Below are 23,453 nucleotides of genomic sequence, written 5' to 3'. Positions count from 1 at the left end.
GGTTGGAGGGGGGTACATCACCCGGTGCTCCACTTACACTCGGGAAGTAGCCAGCCCCCGTCGTGAGGGAGCCACTCGGTGGTCGCCGACCATTCCCAGCCCGAACAGGAACCCCGTGAGGAGTGCGGCGTCTTCGGCGTCTGGGCTCCTGGCGAGGACGTCTCGAAACTCACCTACTACGGGCTCTACGCCCTGCAGCACCGCGGCCAGGAGGCCGCCGGCATCTCCGTCGGCGACGGGTCGCAGGTCGTCGTCTTCAAGGATCTCGGGCTCGTCAGCCAGGTGTTCGACGAGCAGGTGCTGCAGAGCCTGAAGGGCCACGTGGCCGTCGGGCACTGCCGTTACTCCACCACCGGGTCCACCACCTGGGAGAACGCGCAGCCCACGTTCCGCACGACCGCCGCCGGGTCGGGGCTCAGCCTCGGTCACAACGGCAACCTGGTGAACACCGCCGAGCTGCTCGACAAGGCCAAGGAGCTCGGCATCATCGAGCGCAACGGCGCCACGACCGACTCGGACATCCTCTGCGGTCTGCTCGCCTACGCGGCCGCCGACAAGGGGATCGAGCAGGCCGCGCTGGAGCTGCTGCCGACGGTCAAGGGCGCCTACTGCCTCACGTTCTCCGACGAGTCCACGCTCTACGCGGCGCGTGACCCGCACGGCGTGCGGCCGCTGGTGCTGGGCCGGCTCGAACGGGGCTGGGTCGTGGCGAGTGAGACCGCGGCGCTGGACATCGTGGGCGCGAGCTTCGTGCGCGAGGTCGAGCCCGGTGAGCTCATCGCGATCGACGGTGACGGGCTGCGCTCCAGCCGGTTCGCGAACCCCGAGCCCAAGGGCTGCATCTTCGAGTACGTCTACCTGGCGCGGCCGGACACGTCGATCTCCGGGCGGTCCGTGCACGCGACGCGCGTCGAGATCGGTCGTCGCCTGGCCAAGGAGCACCCGGTCGAGGCCGACCTGGTGATCCCGGTGCCGGAGTCCGGCACGCCGGCCGCGATCGGATACGCGCAGGCCAGCGGCATCCCGTACGGGTCGGGCCTGGTCAAGAACGCCTACGTCGGCCGGACGTTCATCCAGCCGTCGCAGACCATCCGCCAGCTGGGCATCCGGCTGAAGCTGAACCCGCTGCGGGACGTCATCCGCGGCAAGCGGCTGGTCGTCGTGGACGACTCGATCGTGCGCGGCAACACGCAGCGTGCGCTGGTCCGCATGCTGCGCGAGGCCGGTGCGGTCGAGGTGCACGTGCGGATCGCGGCACCGCCGGTCAAGTGGCCGTGCTTCTACGGCATCGACTTCGCCTCGCGGGCCGAGCTCATCGCGAACGGGCTGGACGACGACGGCATCCGCCGGTCGATCGGTGCCGACACGCTCGGGTACGTGTCGCTCGAGCAGCTGGTCGCGGCGACCGAGCAGCCCAAGTCGCGGCTGTGCGCTGCCTGCTTCGACGGCGAGTACCCGATCGAGCTGCCGGCGGACGCACTCATCGGCAAGCACCTGCTCGAGGGCCTCAAGGGGGTGTCGGGCTCGGCCGCTCCCGTTCTGCCGAACGGCTATGGTGCCGAGGACGCACTCCGTCGTCCCTGAGCTGACAGATCCAAGTGGAAGAAGTTGACGTGACCGACAGCGCCAAGGCCACCTACGCCGCCGCCGGAGTCAGTATCGCCGCAGGTGACGAGGCGGTGGAGAAGCTCAAGCCGTGGGCGGCCAAGGCGCACCGGCCAGAGGTGCTCGGTGGCATCGGCGGGTTCGCCGGGCTGTTCCAGCTCAAGCTCGACCGCTGGAAGGAGCCGGTCCTCGCGTCATCGACGGACGGCGTCGGCACCAAGATCGCGATCGCCCAGGCGCTCGACAAGCACGACACCGTCGGCATCGACCTCGTCGCCATGATCGTCGACGACCTGGTCGTGTGCGGTGCCGAGCCGCTGTTCGTGCAGGACTACATCGCGGTAGGCAAGGTCGTCCCGGACAAGATCGCGGCGCTGGTCAAGGGCATCGCCGAGGGCTGCGTCCAGGCCGGGTGCGCGCTGCTCGGCGGCGAGACGGCCGAGCACCCCGGTCTGATGGGCGACGACGACTACGACATCTCCGGCACCGGCGTGGGCGTGGTCGAGCAGTCCAAGCTGCTCGGCCCCGACCGGGTCCGCGACGGTGACGTCGTGATCGCGATGGGCTCGTCCGGCCTGCACTCCAACGGCTACTCGCTCGCCAGGCACGTCCTGCTGGAGATCGCGCGGATGCCGCTGGAGGGCCACGTCGAGGAGTTCGGCCGCACCCTCGGCGAGGAGATGCTGGAGCCGACCAAGATCTACGCCAAGGACTGCCTCGCGCTGATCGCCGAGACGGAGGTCCGCGGGTTCTCGCACGTCACCGGTGGTGGCCTGGCCGCGAACCTGGCCCGCGTGCTGCCGGAGGGCCTGCACGCGACGCTCGACCGCGGCACCTGGACGCCGCCCGCGGTGTTCCAGCTCATCGCCCAGCGCGGCCGCGTGGAGCGCGAGGAGATGGAGAAGGCGTTCAACATGGGCGTCGGCATGGTCGCCGTCGTCGCGCCCGAGGACGTCGACCGCGCCCTGGCCGTGCTCACCGCGCGCCACGTCCCGTCGTGGGTGCTCGGCGAGATCACCAAGTCAGAAGAGGGCGGCGCCGCACTGGTCGGAGACCACCCTCGCTTCTGAGGCAACCTCCCGCGGTCGTCGTTGCGTACTAAGCGGCGACCGAGGAGGGGGACTTGGACCGTAAGAATTCTCGGGACCGCGAGTTCGGGGAGTTCGTCGACGCACGCGCTCTCGTCATGCGCCGCACGGCGTACCTGCTGTGCGGCGACTGGCACCGCGCCGAGGACATCGTCCAGACCGCGCTGATCAAGCTCTACGTGGCGTGGTCGCGCGTGCGCAAGGACAGCGTGGACGCCTACGCGCGCAAGGTGCTGGTGCGCACGGCCGTCGACGAGTCCAGGCGGGGCTTCTTCCAGCGCGAACGCTCAGTCGACGTCCTGCCCGAACCCGCGGTGACCGACGACTCGGCCGACTTCGACCTGCGGCACGCGCTGGACGCGTTGCCGCCGGGCCAGCGTGCCGTCGTCGTGCTGCGGTACTGGGAGGACCTGAGCATCACCGAGACCGCCCGCATCCTCGGCAGGACGGAGGGCACGGTGAAGAGTCAGGCGGCCAAGGGGCTCGCCGCGTTGCGCGAACTGCTGGAGGACGAGCCGACGCTGCGGATCTACCGCTCCGAGGTCATCCGCAAGGGCAAGACGAAGCTCGCCCGCAGGCGCGCCGCCATCGCGGGCGCGCTGGCGTTCGCGCTGCTGGCCGGCCTCGGCACGGCCGGGTACGTGATGGTGCCGCAGCCCGCCAGCACGGGGATGTCGGCGGCGGACGCCGGTGGCGTCGACCGCAACGGCCGGCTCACCGCGATCCTGCGCGAGGCTGATCTGATCCCCGCCGGAGTGACTGTGCAGGACGTCCCGAGCGTCCCGGCAGGTCCACTGCAGTTCTTCGACCACGGAAACGTTCGTCAAGCCGTGGCACTGCTGAAGGACGCTCAGGGCACCGGTGCGGTGACGATCGAGATCCACCAGGGCAACGCCGGCGCAGACCTCAGCTGGTGCTACGAGCCCGAGGTCGCACCGTGCGAGCTTCGCGAGATCAACGGCACCAAGGTCCGGTCCAGCATCTCGGGCAAGCAGGAGGGCGTCTACCTGTACCAGGTGGAGGCGCTTCAACCAGACGGTTCGTTCGTCAAGGTCATCAGCGTCAACGTGGGAGAGTTCCGCACCAACGTGCTCGGCATGCCGAAACTGGACAGCCCGACGACCCGGCCGACGCCGCCGCTCGACCGGGAGACGCTGATAAAGATCGCGACTTTGCCGGGCCTCACCTATTAGCCTGGCAGACATGAACGACGTGACCGTGACTCGGACGCTGGTGATCCCGGCGTCCGAGTTGCGCGAACGTTTTTCCAGGTCAGGTGGGCCGGGCGGGCAGGGAGTGAACACGGCGGACAGCCGCGTGGAGCTCTCGTTCGACCTGGCTGCCTCGCCGTCGATCCCCGAGCACCTCAAGCGCCGGATGCTCTACCGCCTGGAGAACCGGCTGGTCGACGGCGTGCTCACGATCGCCGCGTCCGAGCACCGTGCGCAGCTGCAGAACCGCGCCGCCGCACGGGAACGCCTCGCCGCGATCCTGCGTGCGGCCGCCGCTCCACCGCCTCCGATGCGCAAGCCGACCAAGCCCACCAAGGGCTCGAAGGAACGCCGCATCGCGACCAAGAAGCGCCGCGCGGAGACCAAGCGCGGCCGTTCAGGCTCCTGGGACTAGGGCGTAGATCCGTTCCGGCCGCCCGGTTCCGCCGTAGCGCAGCCGGACTTCCGCTCGTCCCGCGGACACGAAGTGCTCCAGGTACCGGCGCGCGCTCACTCGGGCGACGCCGGTCGACGACGCGCACTCCGACGCCGACAGCCCTTCCGGATGTGACCGCAGCGCGTTCTCCACGAGCTGCGCGGTCTCCGGGGTCAAACCCTTGGGCAGCAACGGTTTCGAGGTCGGTCGTGCCCCGAACACCTGGTCCACGTCCGCCTGGGCGGCCGAGTCCAGCCGGTGCAGCTTCTCCCGCAACGACGCGAAGTGCGCGAGCTGGTCGCGCAGTGCCGAGTAGTCGAACGGCTTGATCAGGTAGTGCAGCACGCCACCGCGCATCGCGCTGCGCACGGTGTCGACGTCGGTTGCCGCCGTGATCACGATGACGTCCACGTCCGCGTTGGCGCGCAACGACTTCAGCACCTCCAGTCCACTTTGGTCCGGGAGGTAGACGTCGAGCAGCACGAGGTCGGGCTTGAGCGTTGCCACCTGCCGCAACGCGTCCCCGCCGGTGTGCGCGACCCCGACGACCTCGAAGCCGTCGGTGCGCGCGACGTAGCCGCTGTGGACCTTGGCCACCATGAAGTCGTCGTCGACGACGAGCACCCGGATCACCAGGGCAGCCTTGCGGTGAAGACGGAGCCCGACACGTTCACCGAACCTCCGCGCCGCAGGCACGCCCGCCTGATCAGCGCGAGCCCGATGCCGCGTTCGCCGTGCGATGCCGCCTTGGTCGTGAACCCGTGCCGGAACACCTCTTCCGCCAGTTCCGGCGCCACGCCGGGACCGGAGTCGCGCACCACGACCTGGACCTCGTCGTCCAACTGCATCACACCCACCTCGATCCACTTCTGAGCGCCGTTCGTGCTCAGCGAGCTCAGCGCATCCAACGCGTTGTCGACGAGATTTCCCAGCACCATCACGAGATCCGCCGACAGGGCCTCGTCCACGCGCCCCAGCACGCTGTCCGGCTCCATCCGCAGCGCCGTGCCGCGTTCGGCGGCCAGCGAGGCCTTCGCGATCAGCAACGCGGCCACGGCGGGGTCGCCGATGCGCGAGCTCACCTCGGTCCGCCACTGGTCCTGTGCCGAGCTGATCTGGTGAATGTAGTTGCTGACCTCGTCGTACTCCTTCAGCGCGATCAGCCCGGCGATGGTGTGCAGGCGGTTCGCGAACTCGTGCGCCTGCGCCCGCAACGTGTCCGTCGCGTGCTGCGAGGCGTCCAGTTCGTGTTGCAGCGCAAGCAGTTCCGTGCGGTCCCGCAACGTCACGACCGCGCCGGCGCCCTCGATCGGCATGCGGTTCAGCGTGAGCACGACGCCCTGCCGTAGCACCAGCTGGTCGACACCGGTCGCGCGGCCGGTCAGCACGTCGCGCAGCCGGTCGTTGAGCTCCAGCTCCTCGACCGAGCGGCCGACCGCGTCGTCCGGCAGCGCGAGGAGGTCGCGAGCGTGGTCGTTGACCAGCGTGATCCGGTGCTGGGCGTCGAGGCCGACGACACCCTCCTTGATGCCGTGCAGCAACGCCTCGCGGTTCTCCACCAGCGCGGTGATCTCGTGCGGCTCCAGCCCGAGGGTCTGGTTCTTCACGCGGCGGGCCAGCAGCAACGACCCGGTGACGCCGATGACCAGCGCGATCGCCAGGTAGCGCAGCACGTCCTCCGGCTGGTCCAGCGCGCCGGCGAACAGCCCCGGCTCGATCACACCCGCGACGACCATCCCGCTGACCTTGCGGGTCTGCTCGTCGAACACCGGCACGTGCGCCTCGATCGAGTCGTTGACCGTGCCGACCCACGCCTTGCCGTCGAGCGCTGTGGTCGCAGTGTCCAGAGTGGACCCGATCTGGGCCGGGTCCGGCGAGGCGATCACGATCCGCCGGGCGTCGACGATCAGCACGTAGGAGGCACCGGACAGGCTCCGCGCGGTCTCGGCGGGCGCGGCGAGAACCCGCCAGTTGCCCATCGACGTCTGCACGACGTTCGTGGCGGCGACGTTCTCCGCCACCGACAGCATCCGGCGTTCCTCGTTGGAGCGAAAGTTGCTGCCCGTCTGGACGACCGTCAGCGCGCCGACCGCGCACAGTAGCAAGGTGACGACTACGAGTTGCCACACGAGGAGTTGACTGGCCAGGGAACGGCGGCGGCGCATGAAACCTCCCGTGACCAGAAAGACCGAAAGAAACCTTAGAAGCGCAAGAGCGACATCAAGGTTTACACCAGAGCAACATGTCGAACCACGCGAACGAGAGGCGGGGATCACAGTGTCGGTGAAGGTGTGGGTGGCGGTGGCGACGGCGGTGCTCGCCGTCCTGCTGGTGCCACCGCTGCTGACGCCGGGTGCGGACAGCGGCGAGACCAGCCAGGTGCGGACGCTGCGCGTGCTGGTGCCGAACCAGCCGGGCGGCGGTTACGACATCACGGCCCGCACCGCGGCCAAGGCCATGGAGGACGCTGACCTGCTGCGCAACGCCGAGGTCTTCAACCTCCCCGGCGCCGGCGGCACGGTCGGGCTCGGCCGCACGGTCGGTGAGCGCGGCAACGGCAAGCTGATCATGTCGATGGGGCTGGGCGTCGTCGGCGCGGTGTACACGAACAAGTCGCCGAACTCGCTGCTCGACACGACCCCGATCGCGAGGCTGATCGAGGAACCGGACATCGTCGTCGTGTCCAAGGACTCGCCGTACACCTCGTTGCAACAACTTGTGGACGCGTGGAAGGCCAACCCCGGCACGGTGACCGTCGGCGGCGGCTCCGCGCCCGGCGGCCCCGACCACATGGCCCCGATGCTGATGGCCAAGGCCGTGGGCCTGCAGCCGAAGAACGTCAACTACATCCAGTACGACGGCGGCGGCGAGCTGCTCGCGTCGGTGCTCGGTGGCAAGGTCGCGTTCGGCGTCTCGGGCGTCGGCGAGTACCGCGACCAGATCAAGGCGGGCACGTTGCGCGTGCTGGCGGTGACGAGCGGCAAGCGGGTCGAGGGCATCGACGCGCCGACGCTCAAGGAGTCCGGCGTGGACGTCGAGTTCGCCAACTGGCGCGGCATCGTCGCACCGCCCGGCATCACGCAGACCGACCGCGACAAGCTGGTCGACCTGCTGGAGCGGATGCACAAGACGCCGCAGTGGGCGGAGGCCTTGCAGCGCAACGGCTGGACCGACGCGTTCGCTCCTGGGGACCAGTTCAAGACGTTCCTGGAAAACGAGAACAAGCGGGTGGCAACGGTGCTGAAGGACTTGGGGCTGGCATGACGGCGACGAGGAGTTGGTTGCGAGAGCGGTCTGAGCTGGGCATCTGCGCCCTGCTGGTCGTGCTCGGCGTGCTGGTGCTGACCGACGCGCTGCGCATTCCCACCGACTTCGCCCAGCGCGGCCCGGTCGGGCCCAAGGCGGTGCCGATCCTCGTCGGCTCGCTGCTGCTGGTGGTCGCGGTGCTGCTGGCGAGGGACGTGCTGCGCGGCGGCCGCGGTGAGGCGGAGGGCGGCGAGGACGTCGACCTCTCCGAGCCCGCCGACTGGCGCACGGTTCTGCTGCTGTGCGGTGCTTTCCTCGCGAACGCCGCGCTGATCGGCGTGGTCGGCTTCCCGATCTCCGGCGCGATCCTGTTCTGGGGCGCGGCCTACGCGCTCGGCAGCAGGGCGTTCGTGCGGGACCCGTTGATCGCGGCGGGCCTGTCGATCCTGACGTTCGTCGTGTTCAACAACCTGCTCGGTGTCCCGCTCCCCGGTGGCCCGTTGATGGAGGTGTTCTAGGTGGAGCAACTGCTCGACGGCTTCGCGACCGCGCTGACACCGACACACCTGCTGTTCGCCGCGATCGGCGTGCTGCTCGGCACCGCGATCGGCGTCCTGCCGGGCATCGGCCCGGCGATGGCGGTGGCCCTGCTGCTGCCCGTCACCTACGGCATGGAGCCGACCGGCGCGTTCATCATGTTCGCCGGCATCTACTACGGCGGCATGTTCGGTGGCTCGACGACGTCGATCCTGCTGAACACACCCGGTGAGAGCGCCGCGGTGGTCACGGCGTTCGAAGGCAATCCCATGGCCCGCAAGGGCCGCGGTGCGCAAGCGCTTGCCGCCGCCGCCATCGGCCACTTCACCGGCGGCATCATCGGCACGATCCTGATCGTCCTGCTGGCCCCGTTCGTGGCCAAGCACGCCGTCGACATCGGCGCGCCGGACCTGTTCGCGATCATGGTGCTGGCGTTCATCGCGGTGACGTCGGTGCTCGGTTCCTCGCGGATCCGCGGTGTGGCGTCGTTGCTCATCGGCCTGACGCTCGGCCTGGTCGGCCTCGACGAGATGACCGGGCAGCAGCGCCTCACGTTCGGCTCGCTGCACCTGGCCGACGGCATCGACGTGGTCGTGGTCGCCGTGGCGCTGTTCGCGGTCGGCGAGGCCCTGTGGGTCGCGGCTCACCTGCGCCGCAAGCCGTTCGACCCGATCCCGGTCGGCCGTCCGTGGCTGTCGGGTGCAGATCTGAAGCGCACCTGGAAGCCGTGGCTGCGTGGCCCGGTGATCGGGTTCCCGTTCGGCGCGATCCCGGCGGGTGGCGCGGAGATCCCGACCTTCCTGTCGTACGTGACGGAGAAGCGGCTGTCCAAGCACAAGGACGAGTTCGGCAAGGGCGCCATCGAGGGCGTCGCGGGCCCGGAGTCCACGGCATCCGCTTCCGCCGCGGGCACTCTCGTCACGATGCTGACCCTGGGCCTGCCGACGACCGCGACCGCGGCCGTGATGCTGGCGGCGTTCCAGACGTACGGCATCCAGCCCGGCCCGTTGCTGTTCCAGCGCGAGGCAGGCCTGGTCTGGGCGTTGATCGCGTCGCTGTTCATCGGCTTGACGCTGCTGCTGGTGCTGAACCTGCCGCTGGCACCGCTGTGGGCGAAGCTGCTGCGCATCCCGCGGCCGTACCTCTACGCGGGCATCCTGTTCTTCGCCTCGGTCGGTGCCTACGCGGTGAACGCGGACATCTTCGACCTGCTGCTGATGTTCGTCATCGGCCTGCTGGGCTTCGGGATGCGCCGCTACGGCCTGCCAGTGCTGCCCGCGATCATCGGCGTGATCCTCGGCCCGGCCGCGGAACAGCAGATGCGCCGCTCGCTGCAGCTCTCCGACGGCTCGCTGGTCGGCCTGGTCAACAGCCCGATGGCGGTGATCGTCTACGTCGTCGTCCTGCTGATCGTGTTCTTCCCTCTGATCAGGAAGTTCCTGCCGAAGCCGGCGCCTCCCACGACGCCTGCACCGGAACGCGAGAAGGTCGACGCCTGATCGTTCGCCGCGAAAGCCCCCGCTCCGCAACCGGGCGGGGGCTTTCTCATGCGGTGCGCACGATCAGGATCGCGAAGGGTTTGTCGTCCTCCGGTTCGCTGACGGCGAGCTCGGTCTGCTCCCGCAGCGTCGCCCACAGCTCCATCACGCGCGCCACCTGCGGTTCGGGCAGCCCGCAGATCGTGACGAACGCCCGCACCTGCTCGGGCTTCGTCGGCAGCTTGCCGCGTCTGAGCAACGAGTAGGCCTGGCTGCGCGGCAGCACCTGGCCCGCCCGCCGGGAGATCTCCGGCAGGGTCAGACCCGACCGCAGGTGGATCGTTCTGAGCAACTCGATGAACTCGGCCGCCGTCGCTGCCCTCAGCTCCGCGGTCGACGTCGCGATCAACGGCAACGCGGGCTCGGGGTCGATGCCCAGCTCGGTCCTGAGGATCACGCGCACCTCGCGGTACGCCGCCAGCGCCTCGGCTCGCCTGCCCGGCCTGGACAGTCCGAGCAGGAGCTGCGACCAGAGCCGGTTCAGGCGTTCGAGCGGATCGCCCTCCGGGTAGGTCATCGCTCGTCGTCCTGCCAGATCACCATCGGGTTGGCCGGCGGCAGCGGGCCGAACCTGGCGCTGAACAGCCGGCTGCGGCTCAGCGTGGTGGTCACGGCCAGAACGGCGCTCGTCGTGGCGACGGCGACGACCGGCGAGTGGCCCTGCGCGAGCATCCAGCCGGTGAAGACGAACGCGGTCACCGCCAGCAGGACGCTGCTGGTGGTGGGGGACGTCGAGCACTTTCGGCGCGGGTGCGGTGCCCCGGTGTAGGGGGTGGTGGTCATCCGAACTCCTGGGTGGGGGGACCCGGCGCAGGGCGGCACCGTGCGCCGGGCAGACCAGCTGGGTTGGCGGAACAGCGAAAAGCCGGATGTGCGGAAAGCGTCCGTGCGGGCAATTGGCGTTGCCGCAGAACTCCGCGACATAACGGCTCGACCACGATCCTGTCACTCACTCGGGTGATTGCCAACCGAATCGCCGTCCAGGTTTTTCGCGGCCGGGTACAACCACATCCGACATCGTCCAACGGAGTCCAACTGACCAGTTTTTGTCACCTTTTCCGGCGGCCCTGACCATGCGGTGGTCAATTGGTCGTATTGGCCACGTCCAATGCCGTCCAACAGTCTGGTGGGCACCGGTGTGGACCGTTAGGCTCGCGAAGGTGCCGGAATGCTATTCCGGTGGTGAGAAACCCCTGGCCGAGCTTTGGACCAGCTGAGCAGCGGGGTGCGGCCTCCTGTTGGCGCGGGAGGCCGTCACGCGCCGCCACTGCTCCACCCACCGCTCGCGCGCGTCGGCAGGCTCCCCGCACCCGGTGAGGAAGGCCCGGAGCTGGTCTTCCCGCTTCGGGAACCGGAACGTGCACAGCGCGTGGGCGCTGCTCTTCGGCAGCACGCGGGTGCCGGCGCTGTCCGACACCTGCTGGTACGACAATCCTCTCGTCTGGCGCAGCTGGTTCAGCGCGCGAACGAACTCGGCACATGTGGTGGCGCGGCGTGCTGTCGCGAACGGACTGTCGTCCTCGCTGGGCGACATCGTGTTCGGTCCTCCTGCTGCGGCGTTCTTCCTCCTTTCCGGCGAGGGCTGTAACGAACGGGACCGCGCCCGCGAGAAAGGAAGCGTTGTTCGACTGGTGAGCGCGGATCCTACCGCCGTGTCCAGCACCTTTGTCGAACCGATGATCTGTGTCGGAATATTCCATGATCGGCGAACCGCGGAAAATTGCAGCAGGACAATCGTTCGCTTAGTTCGTCGCCCCAGATCAGCGCGTCGCGGCCGGGTGAATTGGTTCGTACCAAATAGAAACGGTGGCCCTGTTCGCCGAATGCGGACAGGGGCCACCGTTGGGCCGAACGGATCAGCCGTGCGTCGGGAAGCCCAGGTTCACGCCGTGCTGCTGCGGCCACCTGGCCGTGATCGCCTTCGCGCGGGTGTAGAACTTCACGCCCTCCGCGCCGTGCACGTGCGTGTCGCCGAACAGCGAGTCCTTCCAGCCGCCGAACGAGTAGTACGCCATCGGCACGGGGATCGGCACGTTGATGCCGACCATGCCGACGTGCACCCGCCGCTGGTACTCCCGCGCGGCCAGGCCGTCACCGGTGTAGATGGCCGTGCCGTTGCCGTAGGGGTTGGCGTTCACCAGCTCCACGGCGTCCTCGAACGTGTTGACGCGCACGACCGACAGCACCGGGCCGAAGATCTCGTCGGTGTAGATCGTCATGTCGGGCGTGACGTGGTCGAAGAGCGTCGGCGCGAGCCAGAAGCCGTTCTCGTGTCCCTCGGGCGCGTAGCCGCGGCCGTCGACCACGAGCGAAGCACCGGCGGCCTCGCCCGCGTCCACATAGGACTTCACCTTGTCCCGGTGCACGCCGGTGACCAGCGGGCCCATCTGCGCGTCGGGGTTGGTGCCAGGCAGCACCGACGGGTGCAGGTCGCGGGTCCGCGCGGCGATCTTCTCCACGAGGGCGTCACCGGTCTCGCCGACCGCGACGACGACCGAGATCGCCATGCAGCGCTCACCGGCAGAGCCGTAACCGGCGGAGACGGCGGCGTCGGCCGCCACGTCGAGGTCGGCGTCCGGCAGCACGACCATGTGGTTCTTCGCGCCACCCAGGGCCTGCACGCGCTTGCCGGCGGCGGTTCCGCGCGAGTACACGTGCTTCGCGATCGGGGTCGAGCCGACGAACGACGCGGCCGCGACGTCCGGGTGGTCGAGCAGCGCGTTGACGGCGAACGCGTCACCCTGCAGGACGTTCAGCACGCCGTCGGGCAGCCCTGCCTCCTGGAACAGCTCGGCGAGCCGCACCGACGCGGACGGGTCGCGCTCGGAAGGCTTGAGCACGAAGGTGTTCCCGGTCGCGATGGCGATGGGGAACATCCACATCGGCACCATCACGGGGAAGTTGAACGGCGTGATGCCCGCGACCACGCCGAGCGGCTGGCGCAGCGAGTACGCGTCGACGCCGCGTGAGACCTGCTCGGAGTGCTCGCCCTTGAGCAGCTGCGGGATGCCGCACGCGAACTCGACGACCTCGAGGCCGCGCTGCACCTCACCGGCGGCGTCGGAGAGCACCTTGCCGTGCTCGGACGTGATGATCTCGGCGAGCTCGTTGCGCGCCTCGTGCAGCAGGTGCCGGTAGGCGAACAGGATCCTGCTGCGGGTCGACAGCGACGACTCGGACCACGACTGCGCCGCCTTCAGCGAGGACGACACCGCGAGGTCGACGTCCGCCTGCTCGGCCAGCACGACCTGCTTGGCGACCTCGCCGGTCGCGGGGTTGAAGACGTCGGACGTGCGGGACGACACCCCCGTGGTGCGGGCGCCGTCGATCCAGTGGGGGATGGTGCTCAACGCGGTCCTCCTGGGGGAGCTGTCGTGTTGCGGACGACGAGAGAGGGATTGAGGAGATGGCGCACGGGTTCGGTGCGCCCGTCGCGAACTCGCTGCAGCAGGGCCAGAGCCGCCAGCCGGCCGAACTCGGCACGCGGCTGGTCGATCGTGGTCAGCGAAACGTGGCGGAGTGCCGCCAACGAAGTGTTGTCGTACCCCACAACGGAAACGTCGTGCGGCACGCGCAGTCCGGCGTCCTCCAACGCCGAGATCGCGCCGACGGCGTTGAAGTCGTTGCAGGACAGGATGGCGGTGGGCAGCGCGCCATCCTCGATCAGTGATCGGATCGCCCGCGCACCGGCCGCGTCGGTGTACTCGGACGGCACGACCTGGGGCGTGAGCCCGTGCGCTTCCATCGCGGTGACGTAGCCCCGGCGACGCGGTCCGGCCTGGGTTCCTTCACCGCCGTCGAGATGGGCGATGCGCTTGTGCCCCAACGAGACCAGGTGGTCGACCGCCAGCCGCGCACCCTGCTCGCCGTCGTCGTTGATCGTATCCACAGTGGACACTCGCGACGACCGGGCGACGAGCACGATCGGAAGTTGTTCGGCGGCTTTGCTGATCGCGGTCGCCGGAACGACGGGCGACAGCAGGATCAACCCGGCCGGGCGGAACGAGAGCAGCGACTCCAGCGCGCGGCGTTCGCGGGCGGGCGAGCGGCCACCGGTGTTGATGATGATGTCGAACCCCTGCTCGCGCGCGACCTCGTCGATGCCGTCCACGACCTCGGCGAAGAACGCGTTGTGCAGGTCGGACACCATCACGCCCAGCACTGTCGACGTGCGCGAGGCGAGTGATCGCGCCATCGCGTGCGGCGAATACCCCAGTTCCTCCGCGGCCTTCAGGACAGCAGCGCGTCGCGCCTCGCTCACCTTGGGTGAGTTGCGCATCACGAGTGACACCAGTGCGCGGGACACGCCCGCACGCAGAGCCACGTCCTCCATCGTCGGTCTGACCACCGGTGACCACCTCCCCTCACGTCACGGGCGGGAAACACACCCTTGACACCCGTGTGATGGAAGCTACAGCATTAGAGCGCTCCAACCAATAGAGCGCTCTAACACATCTCGGCGATGAACAGGGGAAACCTGCGATGCGGATCGGAGTAGCGGGTGTCGGCAGGATCGGCACCATGCACGCGACCAACCTCGCCGCACTGGATCGAGTCGACGAGGTGCTTCTCTTCGACCCGGTGCCCGGTCGCGCCGCGCAGGCGTCGGCTGACCTGAGCGGGACCAAGGCGGTGGACGACCTCGACACGTTGTTGGGCAACGTCGACGGTGTCCTGCTCGCCACCCCGACGAACACCCACCCGGAGATGCTGCGCGCGGCGATCGCCAAGGGTGTCCCCACGCTGTGCGAGAAGCCGATCGCGAGCGACCTCGCCGAGATGACGGCGCTGGTCGAGGACGTCGAGAAGTCCGGCGTCGAGGTGCTCGTGGGCTTCCAGCGCCGGTTCGACCCGGCCATCTACGAGCTCAACCGCCGCATCCGCGCGGGCGAGGTCGGCGACATCTACCTGGTCAGGGCCGTCGGCAACGACGCGAACCCGCCGGACTTCTCCTACCTGCCCGCCTCCGGCGGCATCTTCCGCGACCTGCTGATCCACGACCTGGACTGCGTGCCGTGGCTGGTCGGCGAGCCCGTCGTGGAGGTCTACGCGAGCGGTTCGGTGCTGGTGCACCAGGCGTTCGCGGACGCCGACGACGTCGACAACGCGGTCGTGATGCTGAAGTTCGCGGGCGGCGCGCACGCCACGCTGGCCGGCGGCCGGCACGACCCGGTCGGCTACGACCACCGCATCGAGGTGCTGGGCAGCAAGGACTCGCTCGTCGCGGGCGTCGACCCGCGCACGCCGCTCAACTCGCTGGAGCCCGGCGGCCACGTGGCCGGACCGGACGCCTACCCCGGCTTCCCCGAGCGCTTCCACCGCGCGTACGTCAACGAGATGAACCTGTTCACGCAGGTCATCAAGGGCGAAGTCGCGAACCCGTCACCGGCGAGGGAGAGTCTGATCAGCCTTCGCCTGGCTGAAGCGTGTGAGCGGTCGCGCCGCACCGGCGCACCGGTGAAGATCGAGGGGAACTGAGCATGGCGAAGATCGCTGGAGCACCGATCTCCTGGGGCGTGTGCGAGGTTCCGGGCTGGGGCAACGTCCTGCCGGCCCCGACCGTCCTCGGCGAGATGAACGAGCTGGGCCTGGCAGCCACCGAGCTCGGCCCTCCCGACTACCTGCCCGCCGACCCCGGTGCGTTGAAGGCGCTGCTCACCGAGTACGAGCTGACGCTGGTCGGCGGCTTCCTCGCCGTCACGCTGCACACGGACGTGCAGTCCACTCTGGACGAAGCCGACCGCGTGGCAGGAATCCTGAAGGCGGGCGGGGCCGAGGTGCTCGTGCTCGCCGCCGCGACGGGCCTGGACGGCTACGACGAACGACCGCAGCTCACCGACGAGGAGTGGAACACCCTCGTCGACACCTGCGCGAAGATCCGCGAGATCGCCGCGAAGCACGGGCTCACCACCGTGCTGCACCCGCACGTGGGCACCCACGTCGAGCGGGAGGCGGAGGTCGACCGGTTCCTCGCGGACTCCGATCTCCAGCTCTGCCTGGACACCGGCCACCTCCTCATCGGTGGCACGGACCCGGTCGAGCTGGCGCGCCGCTACCCGGACCGCATCGGTCACGTGCACCTCAAGGACGTGCGTGACGAGATCGCGGCGAAGGTGCGCAGCGGCGAGCTCAGTTACACCGATGCCGTGGAACAGGGCATCTACGTGCCGCTCGGGGACGGCGACGTGGACGTGGAAGCGCTGGTGAAGCTCGTTCAAGAGGCGGGCTACACCGGATGGTTCGTGCTTGAGCAGGACACGCGGCTCAAGGACGGAAGTCCAGTGGACAAGCCACTGAAGGACACCGCGCGCAGCCTCGCGCACCTCAGCAAGATCCTCTGAAGGGACTGGAGACGATGAAGTCTCGCTTGGTCATCCGCGCGGGCGTTGCTCTCGCCGGTGTTGCTCTACTCGCCGCCTGCAGCGGTCCCACGGGTACCAATACCCAGAACACGCAGAACAACAGCTCGTCCGGCAGTTCGGGTGACCTCAAGGTCGCCGTCATCACGCACGGCACCGCGGGTGACGCGTTCTGGAGCGTGGTGAAGGTCGGCGCCGAGGACGCGGGCAAGCAGCTCGGCGTCGGCGTCACCTACAACTCCGACGGCGACCCCGGCGCCCAGGCCAAGCTGATCGACAACGCCGTGTCGCAGAAGGTCGGCGGCATCGTGGTGTCGATGGCGAACCCGGACGCGCTGAAGACCTCCATCGAGAACGCGGTGAAGGCCGGGATCCCGGTCATCACGATCAACTCCGGCAGCGCGAAGAGCGCCGAGTTCGGTGCCATGGCCCACGTCGGCCAGGAGGAGTCGATCGCCGGTGAGGAAGCCGGCAAGAAGCTCAAGGCGGCGGGCAGGACCAAGCTGCTGTGCGTGATCCACGAGGCCGGCAACACGGGCCTCAACCAGCGCTGCGACGGTGCCCGCACCGGTTTCGGCGGTGCCGTGGAGAACCTGCAGGTCGACATCTCCAACCCGACCGACATCGAGGCGCGCATCAAGGCCAAGCTGCAGTCCGACACCTCCGTCGACGGCGTGCTGGCGCTGAACCCGCAGGTCGCCGTGAACGCCGCCTCCGCCATCAAGGGCGCGGGCTCGAAGGCGCAGGTCGCGACGTTCGACCTGAACGCGGACGTGGTCAACTCGATCAAGTCCGGTGAGGTGCTCTTCGCCGTCGACCAGCAGCAGTACCAGCAGGGCTACCTGCCGATCGTGATGCTGAAGCTGTTCAAGGACAACGCCAACACGCTCGGCGGTGGCAAGCCCGTCCTGACCGGTCCCGGCTTCGTCGACAAGTCCAATGTGGACAAGGTCGCGGAGTACGCCAAGAACGGCAAGCGGTAAGGAGTGAGCGGGGAGATGACCGTGACGGCCAAGGCTCCACCGGTTGCCGACGAACGGCTGAGCAAGCCGAGGCTGCTCGATCAGCTGGTCGTGCGTCCGGAGATCGGCGCCATGCTCGGCGCACTGCTCGTGTTCCTCTTCTTCTCCGTGGTCACCGAGCAGTTCCTGAGCCTGGGCGGTGCCGCGACCTGGCTGGACGACGCGTCCATGCTCGGCATCATGGCGGTCGCCGTGGCGCTGCTCATGATCGGTGGCGAGTTCGACCTCTCCGCCGGTGTCATGACGGCGTCCACCGCGCTCGTCACGGCTCTCCTCGCCACCCAGCTGGGACTCAACGTCTGGCTGGCGTTGCTGGTGTCGCTCGCCTTCGCGTTGGCGGTGGGAGCGTTGAACGGCTGGCTCGTGATGCGCACGGGCCTGCCGAGCTTCATCGTGACGCTGGGCAGCTTCCTCGCGTTGCAGGGCCTCAACCTCGGCGTCACCCGGCTCGTGACCGGCAGCGTGCAGGTGTCGGGCATGCGGGCGACCGCAGGCTACGAGTCGGCGGGCTTCCTGTTCGCGTCGACGTTCCAGATCGGCGGCCAGAGCTTCTACGTGTCGATCATCTGGTGGGCCCTGTTCACGGTCATCGCGTCGACCGTGCTGGTGCGCACCAAGTTCGGCAACTGGATCTTCGCGATCGGCGGTGCCGCGCAGAGCTCACGTGCGGTCGGTGTGCCGGTCGTGCGGTCGAAGATCCTGCTGTTCATGACGACGGCGTTCGCCGCGTGGCTCGTCGGCTCGATCAACATCCTGCGGTACGCGAGCGTGCAGGCGAACCAGGGCATCGGCCTCGAGTTCCAGTACATCATCGCGGCGGTGATCGGCGGCTGCCTGCTGACCGGTGGCTTCGGTTCCGCGGTGGGCGCGGCGATCGGCGCGTTGATCTTCGGCATGGCGCGGCAGGGCATCGTCTACGCCGGCTGGAACAGCGACTGGTTCCAGCTGTTCCTCGGCGTGATGCTGCTGGCGGCCGTGCTGGTGAACAACATGCTTCGCCGTCGGGCGGAAAGGGTGAAGCGATGACGTCACTCATCGAGGTCGAGAACATCGGCAAGACCTACGGCAGCGTCATCGCTCTCAGCGATGTGTCCACTGTGGTCAACGCCGGTGAGGTCACCTGCGTGCTCGGCGACAACGGCGCCGGCAAGTCGACCCTGATCAAGATCCTGGCCGGAGTCCATCAGCACGACCAGGGCTCGTTCAAGGTCGAGGGCGATGAGGTCAGGTTCTCGTCGCCGCGCGAGGCCCTGGACCACGGCATCGCGACCGTGTACCAGGACCTCGCGGTCGTGCCGCTGATGTCGGTGTGGCGCAACTTCTTCCTGGGTTCCGAGCCGACGACGAAGTTCGGCTTCCTGGACCGGAAGAAGGGCCGCGAGATCACCAAGAAGGCGTTGTCCGACATGGGCATCGACCTGCGCGACGTGGAACAGCCGGTCGGCACGCTGTCGGGTGGCGAACGGCAGTGCGTCGCCATCGCCCGCGCCGTGTACTTCGGTGCCAAGGTGCTGATCCTGGACGAGCCGACCGCGGCTCTCGGCGTGAAGCAGGCCGGTGTCGTGCTGAAGTACGTGGCCCAGGCCCGTGATCGCGGCCTCGGCGTCGTGCTGATCACGCACAACCCGCACCACGCCTACCCGGTCGGCAACCGGTTCCTGCTGCTCAAGCGCGGCCGCGCGCTGGGCAGCTACGAGAAGTCGGAGATCGGCCTGGAGGAGCTGACGCGCCAGATGGCCGGTGGCGCCGAGTTGGAAGCGCTGGCTCACGAACTGCGGGGTGTCGAGGCGTGACGTCGTCTCTGGAAGTGCTGACCGTCGGCAGGGTCGGAGTCGACCTCTACCCCGAGCAGTCCGGCGTGCCGCTCGCCGAGGTCAGCACCTTCGCCAAGTCGCTCGGCGGCACCGCGACCAACGTCGCGGTCGCCGCCGCGCGGCTCGGTCGTCGTGCCGGAGTTCTCACCAAGGTCGGCCCCGACGGGTTCGGAACCTATGTGCGCCAGGCACTCGAGGGTTTCGGGGTGTCGTCGGAGCACGTCGGCACCTCGCCGGACCTGCTGACGCCGGCGGTGTTCTGCGAGCTCAACCCGCCAGCGGACCCGCCGCTGCTGTTCTACCGGCTGCCGATCGCGCCGGACCTGACGTTGAGCGAGGACGACGTGCCGTGGTCCCTCGTGCGCGACGTCCCGCTGCTGTGGGTGACGGGCACCGGGGTGTCCGCCGAACCCGCCCGCGGCTCCCAGCGGATGATGCTGGCGAGCCGGGCCCGGCACGGGCACACCGTGCTGGACCTCGACTACCGGCCGATGTTCTGGCCGGACGTCAAGACCGCGCGTGCCGAGATCAGCTGGATGCTCGACCACGTGACGGTCGCCGTGGGCAACCGGACCGAGTGCGAGATCGCGGTCGGCACGTCCGACCCGGACGAGGCCGCCGACCGCCTGCTGGCGCGCGGAATCTCGTTGGCACTGGTCAAGAAGGGCGCCGACGGTGTTCTGGTGGCCACGCCGGACGGCAGGTGGACGGTCGAGCCGAACCCGGTCGAGGTCGTCTGCGGGCTCGGCGCCGGTGACGCGTTCGGCGGGGCGCTGGTGCACGGCCTGCTGTCGGGCTGGGACCCGGTGAAGATCGCCCGCTACGCCAACGCCGCCGGCGCGATCGTGGCGTCCCGGCTGGCCTGCGCCGACGCGATGCCGGACCTGAAAGAGATCGAGGAACTGCTGTGATCACCGACGAGCAGTGGGCGAACCTGCTGGAGACCCGTGCGACGGATCCGGGTGCGGTGCGGCGCGCGTACCAGGCGCGGCGGCGGCGCACGTCGTTGCTGAACGGCAAGTCCACGCTGTTCCTGGTCGCGGCGGACCACCCGGCGCGGGGTGCGCTCGGCGTCGGCGGCGACCCGCTGGCGATGGCCGACCGCAGATCGTTGCTGGCCAGGCTGCTGACGGCGCTGGCGAATCCCGAGGTCGACGGTGTGCTCGGTACGCCGGACGTGATCGAGGACCTGCTGCTGCTCGACGGCCTGAACGAGCGCGTGGTCATCGGTTCGATGAACCGCGGTGGCCTGGCCGGTGCGGACTGGGAGATCGACGACAGGTTCACCGCCTACGACGCGTCGTCCATCGCCGCGTTCGGGCTGGACGGCGGCAAGATGCTGCTGCGCCTGGTCGACTCGGACCCCGGCACGATCCCGACGCTCGAAGGCTGTGCGCGAGCCGTCACCGAACTCGCGGAGCACGGCCTGATGGCGATGGTCGAACCGTTGCCGTACAAGCGTGATCACAACGACAAGCTGGTGCTGCAGAAGGACTCCGCGGCACTCTCCCGTGCCTCGGCCGTCGCCGCCGGACTGGGCGCGACCTCCGCCTACACGTGGCTGAAGCTGCCCGCGCCGGACGAGCCGGAGGTCGTGCTGGACACCACCGCGCTGCCCGCGCTGGTGCTCGGCGGCGTGCCGTCCGAACGGCCGGAGGACGACCTCGCGTCGTGGGGCCGCTCGCTGCGCCACCCGACCGTGCGCGGGCTCGTCGTCGGCCGCGCGTTGCTCTACCCGCCGGACGGCGACGTCGCCGCCGCCGTCGCTGCCGCCGCCGAAGTCCTTCGTACCGCAAGGGGAATCACGGTATGACTTTGCACCGTCCACACGGGACGCTCTCCACCCCCTCGGACGTCATCTCGCTGACACCCGAGGACGCGGGGTGGGCGTACACGGGACTGCGCGTGCTGCGGATCGAGGCCGGTGGATCGCGCACCGTCGAGACCGGCGAGTTCGAGGCGTTCGTGCTGCCGCTGGCCGGATCTCTGACGGTCGAGGTCGACTCCGAGCGCTACGAGCTGCAGGGTCGTGACTCGGTGTTCACCCGCGTCACGGACTTCGCGTACGTCCCGCGTGACGCGTCGGTGGTCCTGTCCTCTGTGGACGGATGTGAAGTGGCGCTGCCGATGGCGCGGTGCTCGCGCCGGCTTGCGCCGAAGTACGGCCCTGCCGATGCGGTTCCCGTCGAGGTGCGCGGATCCGGCAACGCCACCCGCCAGGTCACCAACTTCGGTGTGCCGGGCGTGTGGGACCACGCGGACAAGCTCAACGCGTGCGAGCTGATCACCCCGGACGGCAACTGGTCCTCGTACCCGCCGCACAAGCACGACGACTCGGAGCCGTGCGAGGTGAACAACGAGGAGATCTACTACTTCCGCATCGCCGACCGGGATGGCGTGACACCTTCCCGCACCGGCTTCGGCTTCCACCGCACGTACACCGACGACGGCACGATCGACGAGGACGTGACCGTGCGCGACGGCGACGTGTTCCTGATCCCGCGCGGTTACCACGGCCCGTGCGTCGCGGCGCCGGGATATCCCATGTACTACCTGAACGTTCTCGCCGGTCCTGCCGCCGAACGCTCGATGGCGTTCTGCGACGACCCGGCGCACACCTGGGTCCGGGACAGCTGGGCGACGCAGGAACTCGACCCGCGCTGCCCGGTCACGACCGCAGAGGGGCGGGTCAAGTGAAGCTCACGACCGCGCAGGCGTTGGTCCGCTGGATGCTGGCCCAGCGCACCGAACTCTTCGACGGCTCGCACGCGCCGCTGTTCCCCGGCGTGTTCGCGATCTTCGGCCACGGCAACGTCCTCGGCCTCGGCAACGCCCTGGAGGAGGTCCGCGACCGCCTGCCGGTGTGGCGCGGCCACAACGAACAGGGCATGGCCCTCGCCGCGGTCGGCATCTCCAAGGCCTCCCACCGCCGCCAGGTCGGCGTCGCCACGTCGTCGATCGGCCCCGGCGCGCTGAACATGGTCACCGCGGCGGGCGTGGCCCACGCGAACCGCCTGCCGCTGCTCCTGCTGCCCGGCGACACGTTCACCGGCCGCGCACCCGACCCGGTGCTGCAGCAGGTCGAGCACTTCCACGACCCGACCACGACGGTCAACGACGCGTTCCGCGCGGTCAGCCGCTACTTCGACCGCATCACCCGCCCCGAGCAGCTGCTGTCGACGCTTCCGCAGGTGGCGCGCATCCTGACCGACCCGGCCGACTGCGGCCCCGTGACGCTGGCCCTGCCGCAGGACGTCCAGGCCGAGTCGTACGACTTCCCGGAGTCGCTCTTCGCCGAGGTCGTCCACCGCCCGCTGCGCCAACGCCCCGACCTGCACTCACTCGCCGAGGCCGCACGGGCGATCCGAGGCGCTTCCCGCCCGCTGCTGGTGCTCGGTGGCGGCGTCCGCTACTCGGGCGCGGCGGGCCGCGCTCTGCGGTTCGCCGAGCAGCACAACATCCCGATCACCGAAACCACCGCGGGCCGCACGCTGGTCCCGCACGACCACCCGCTGCACGCGGGTCCGCTCGGCATCACGGGTTCGACGTCGGCCAACGTCCTGGCAGGCGAGGCCGACCTCGTGATCGCCGTGGGCACCAGGCTGCAGGACTTCACCACCGCGTCCTGGACCGTCTTCTCCCCCGACGTGCGGATGATCTCGCTGAACGCCGCCCGCTTCGACGCCGTGAAGCACGGCTCGTCCGCCCTGGTCGCCGACGCCGACGAGGGTCTGCGCGAACTGACCGACGTCCTCGGCTCCTGGCAGGCCCCCGCCGACTGGGCCCGCCGCGCCCTGACCGAGCGCACGAAGTGGGACGAGCACATCTCCTCGCTGCGCGCGCCTTCCTCAGGCCTGCCCACCTACGCCCAGGTCGTAGGCGTGGTGAACGACGTCAGCGGCCCCACCGACTACGTCATGACCGCCTCCGGCGGCCTGCCGGGCGAGTTGATCGGCGGCTGGCGGGCGTCCGGCGAGGCCTCGATGGACGTCGAGTACGGCTTCTCCTGCATGGGCTACGAACTGGCCGGTGCCTGGGGCGCGGCCATCGCCCACACCGACGGCATCGTCACCACGCTGCTCGGCGACGGCTCGTACCTGATGCTGAACTCCGAGCTGTTCTCCGCGTCCTTCGCGGGCCACGGCTTCGTCGCGGTCGTCTGCGACAACGACGGCTACGCGGTGATCCACCGCCTGCAGACGGGCCTAGGCGGCGCGGGCTTCAACAACCTCTACGCCGACTGCCGGTCGAGCCACACCGAACCCCCGCGCACGGACTTCGCCGGCCACGCCGCGGCGATGGGCTGCGCGGTCTTCCCCGTGGAGTCTTTGGGTGAGCTGGAAGGCGCCTACCGCAAGGCCCGCGAGGTGGCGGTCAGCGAGAAGCGCCCGGCCGTCGTCGTGATCCGCACGCACCCGTCGTCGTGGACAGAGGCCGGCGCGTGGTGGGAGGTCGGCGTGCCGGAGACGTCGCACCGGCCGGAGATCGCGGCCGCTCGTGAGGAAGTGCTCGAAGGCAAGGCCAAGCAGGTCCGCTACCTGCGCTGAGCGTCACCGCTCAGTGACTGGGACAACCTCACATCGGGGAACAACACGCC

The 23,453-nt window shown here is 69.2% G+C and carries 22 protein-coding genes and 1 pseudogene; 16 read left to right on the top strand and 7 right to left on the bottom strand.

The features are described 5' to 3' along the window. The first annotated feature begins 78 nt into the window (after positions 1-78). The 4 genes and pseudogenes from purF to arfB all read left to right on the top strand — a co-directional run bounded on the left by purF (position 79) and on the right by arfB (position 4,319). Complete coding sequence (gene purF / locus IEZ09_RS35185; RefSeq protein ID WP_189258141.1) at positions 79-1,584, top strand: amidophosphoribosyltransferase; 1,506 nt, start codon at positions 79-81, stop codon at positions 1,582-1,584. Between the two features lie 29 nt (positions 1,585-1,613). Next, a complete protein-coding gene (gene purM, locus IEZ09_RS35180; RefSeq protein WP_189258140.1) occupies positions 1,614-2,675 on the top strand; it encodes a phosphoribosylformylglycinamidine cyclo-ligase in 1,062 nt (353 codons plus the stop codon). A 53-nt stretch (positions 2,676-2,728) separates the two neighbouring features. Then, positions 2,729-3,199 (top strand): annotated as a pseudogene (locus IEZ09_RS48170) (SigE family RNA polymerase sigma factor); the annotation flags it as partial. 697 nt (positions 3,200-3,896) lie between these two features. Next, a complete protein-coding gene (arfB, locus tag IEZ09_RS35170; RefSeq protein WP_189258138.1) occupies positions 3,897-4,319 on the top strand; it encodes an alternative ribosome rescue aminoacyl-tRNA hydrolase ArfB in 423 nt (140 codons plus the stop codon). Here the strand turns inward: arfB and IEZ09_RS35165 are convergent. Together IEZ09_RS35165 and IEZ09_RS35160 are read right to left on the bottom strand one after the other, a co-directional pair. Continuing rightward, positions 4,302-4,973: a response regulator gene (locus IEZ09_RS35165; RefSeq protein WP_189258137.1), complete on the bottom strand. Its 672-nt coding sequence runs from the start codon at positions 4,971-4,973 to the stop codon at positions 4,302-4,304. The genes arfB and IEZ09_RS35165 overlap by 18 nt on opposite strands. Continuing rightward, positions 4,970-6,505, bottom strand: a complete 1,536-nt coding sequence (locus IEZ09_RS35160) for a sensor histidine kinase (RefSeq protein ID WP_189258136.1) — start codon at positions 6,503-6,505, stop codon at positions 4,970-4,972. Before IEZ09_RS35160 ends, IEZ09_RS35165 begins: the two co-directional genes overlap by 4 nt. 130 nt (positions 6,506-6,635) lie before the next feature. On the opposite strand from IEZ09_RS35160, the gene IEZ09_RS35155 reads away from it, so the two are divergent. From IEZ09_RS35155 to IEZ09_RS35145, 3 genes are read left to right on the top strand one after another with little or no spacing between them, the layout of a single operon-like run. Continuing rightward, positions 6,636-7,604, top strand: a complete 969-nt coding sequence (locus IEZ09_RS35155) for a Bug family tripartite tricarboxylate transporter substrate binding protein (protein WP_229813247.1) — start codon at positions 6,636-6,638, stop codon at positions 7,602-7,604. Then, on the top strand, positions 7,601-8,104 hold the full coding sequence (locus tag IEZ09_RS35150) for a tripartite tricarboxylate transporter TctB family protein (protein WP_189258134.1): 504 nt from the start codon (positions 7,601-7,603) through the stop codon (positions 8,102-8,104). Before IEZ09_RS35155 ends, IEZ09_RS35150 begins: the two co-directional genes overlap by 4 nt. Continuing rightward, positions 8,105-9,622: a tripartite tricarboxylate transporter permease gene (locus tag IEZ09_RS35145; protein ID WP_189258133.1), complete on the top strand. Its 1,518-nt coding sequence runs from the start codon at positions 8,105-8,107 to the stop codon at positions 9,620-9,622. 46 nt (positions 9,623-9,668) lie between these two features. On the opposite strand, the gene IEZ09_RS35140 is transcribed toward IEZ09_RS35145, so the two are convergent. From IEZ09_RS35140 to IEZ09_RS35120, 5 genes are all read right to left on the bottom strand, one after another. Further along, entirely contained in the window at positions 9,669-10,178 is a 510-nt protein-coding gene (locus tag IEZ09_RS35140) for a BTAD domain-containing putative transcriptional regulator (RefSeq protein WP_189258132.1), read from the bottom strand. Beyond that, entirely contained in the window at positions 10,175-10,444 is a 270-nt protein-coding gene (locus IEZ09_RS35135; RefSeq protein WP_189258131.1) for a hypothetical protein, read from the bottom strand. The genes IEZ09_RS35140 and IEZ09_RS35135 overlap by 4 nt, the downstream gene beginning before the upstream one ends. Positions 10,445-10,832: 388 nt before the next feature. Further along, entirely contained in the window at positions 10,833-11,195 is a 363-nt protein-coding gene (locus tag IEZ09_RS35130; RefSeq protein WP_189258130.1) for a hypothetical protein, read from the bottom strand. A gap of 322 nt (positions 11,196-11,517) precedes the next feature. Next, complete coding sequence (locus tag IEZ09_RS35125) at positions 11,518-13,011, bottom strand: CoA-acylating methylmalonate-semialdehyde dehydrogenase (RefSeq protein WP_189258129.1); 1,494 nt, start codon at positions 13,009-13,011, stop codon at positions 11,518-11,520. Then, positions 13,008-14,009 carry a LacI family DNA-binding transcriptional regulator gene (locus tag IEZ09_RS35120; RefSeq protein ID WP_189258128.1) on the bottom strand — a complete coding sequence of 334 codons (1,002 nt, stop codon included), beginning with the start codon at positions 14,007-14,009 and terminating at the stop codon, positions 13,008-13,010. The genes IEZ09_RS35125 and IEZ09_RS35120 overlap by 4 nt, the downstream gene beginning before the upstream one ends. 134 nt (positions 14,010-14,143) lie before the next feature. Here IEZ09_RS35120 and IEZ09_RS35115 point away from each other — a divergent pair, with 134 nt between their 5' ends. From IEZ09_RS35115 to iolD, 9 genes are read left to right on the top strand one after another with little or no spacing between them, the layout of a single operon-like run. Continuing rightward, the gene (locus tag IEZ09_RS35115; protein WP_189258127.1) at positions 14,144-15,139 is read left to right on the top strand and encodes a Gfo/Idh/MocA family protein; all 996 of its coding nucleotides are present in this window, start codon (positions 14,144-14,146) and stop codon (positions 15,137-15,139) included. 2 nt (positions 15,140-15,141) lie between these two features. Continuing rightward, positions 15,142-16,002, top strand: coding sequence for a TIM barrel protein (locus tag IEZ09_RS35110; protein WP_189258126.1), 861 nt, complete (start codon positions 15,142-15,144; stop codon positions 16,000-16,002). A gap of 14 nt (positions 16,003-16,016) precedes the next feature. Beyond that, the gene (locus IEZ09_RS35105) at positions 16,017-17,003 is read left to right on the top strand and encodes a sugar ABC transporter substrate-binding protein (protein WP_189258125.1); all 987 of its coding nucleotides are present in this window, start codon (positions 16,017-16,019) and stop codon (positions 17,001-17,003) included. A gap of 15 nt (positions 17,004-17,018) precedes the next feature. After that, positions 17,019-18,068, top strand: coding sequence for an ABC transporter permease (locus tag IEZ09_RS35100; RefSeq protein WP_189258124.1), 1,050 nt, complete (start codon positions 17,019-17,021; stop codon positions 18,066-18,068). Next, the gene (locus tag IEZ09_RS35095) at positions 18,065-18,835 is read left to right on the top strand and encodes an ATP-binding cassette domain-containing protein (protein ID WP_189258123.1); all 771 of its coding nucleotides are present in this window, start codon (positions 18,065-18,067) and stop codon (positions 18,833-18,835) included. The genes IEZ09_RS35100 and IEZ09_RS35095 overlap by 4 nt, the downstream gene beginning before the upstream one ends. Continuing rightward, a complete protein-coding gene (gene iolC, locus IEZ09_RS35090; protein WP_189258122.1) occupies positions 18,832-19,767 on the top strand; it encodes a 5-dehydro-2-deoxygluconokinase in 936 nt (311 codons plus the stop codon). The genes IEZ09_RS35095 and iolC overlap by 4 nt, the downstream gene beginning before the upstream one ends. Next, entirely contained in the window at positions 19,764-20,669 is a 906-nt protein-coding gene (locus IEZ09_RS35085) for a Cgl0159 family (beta/alpha)8-fold protein (RefSeq protein WP_189258121.1), read from the top strand. Before iolC ends, IEZ09_RS35085 begins: the two co-directional genes overlap by 4 nt. Continuing rightward, positions 20,666-21,553, top strand: a complete 888-nt coding sequence (gene iolB, locus IEZ09_RS35080; protein ID WP_189258120.1) for a 5-deoxy-glucuronate isomerase — start codon at positions 20,666-20,668, stop codon at positions 21,551-21,553. Before IEZ09_RS35085 ends, iolB begins: the two co-directional genes overlap by 4 nt. Then, positions 21,550-23,403 (top strand): 3D-(3,5/4)-trihydroxycyclohexane-1,2-dione acylhydrolase (decyclizing), encoded by a 1,854-nt coding sequence (iolD, locus tag IEZ09_RS35075; RefSeq protein WP_189258119.1) that lies wholly within the window; start codon positions 21,550-21,552, stop codon positions 23,401-23,403. Before iolB ends, iolD begins: the two co-directional genes overlap by 4 nt. Positions 23,404-23,453: the final 50 nt, after the last annotated feature.

It is taken from the genome of Lentzea flava (assembly GCF_014648475.1).
Lineage (GTDB): Bacteria > Actinomycetota > Actinomycetes > Mycobacteriales > Pseudonocardiaceae > Lentzea > Lentzea flava.
The sequence above is the reverse complement of the archived record's forward strand: the minus strand, read 5'-3'. Positions and strand labels throughout refer to the sequence as shown.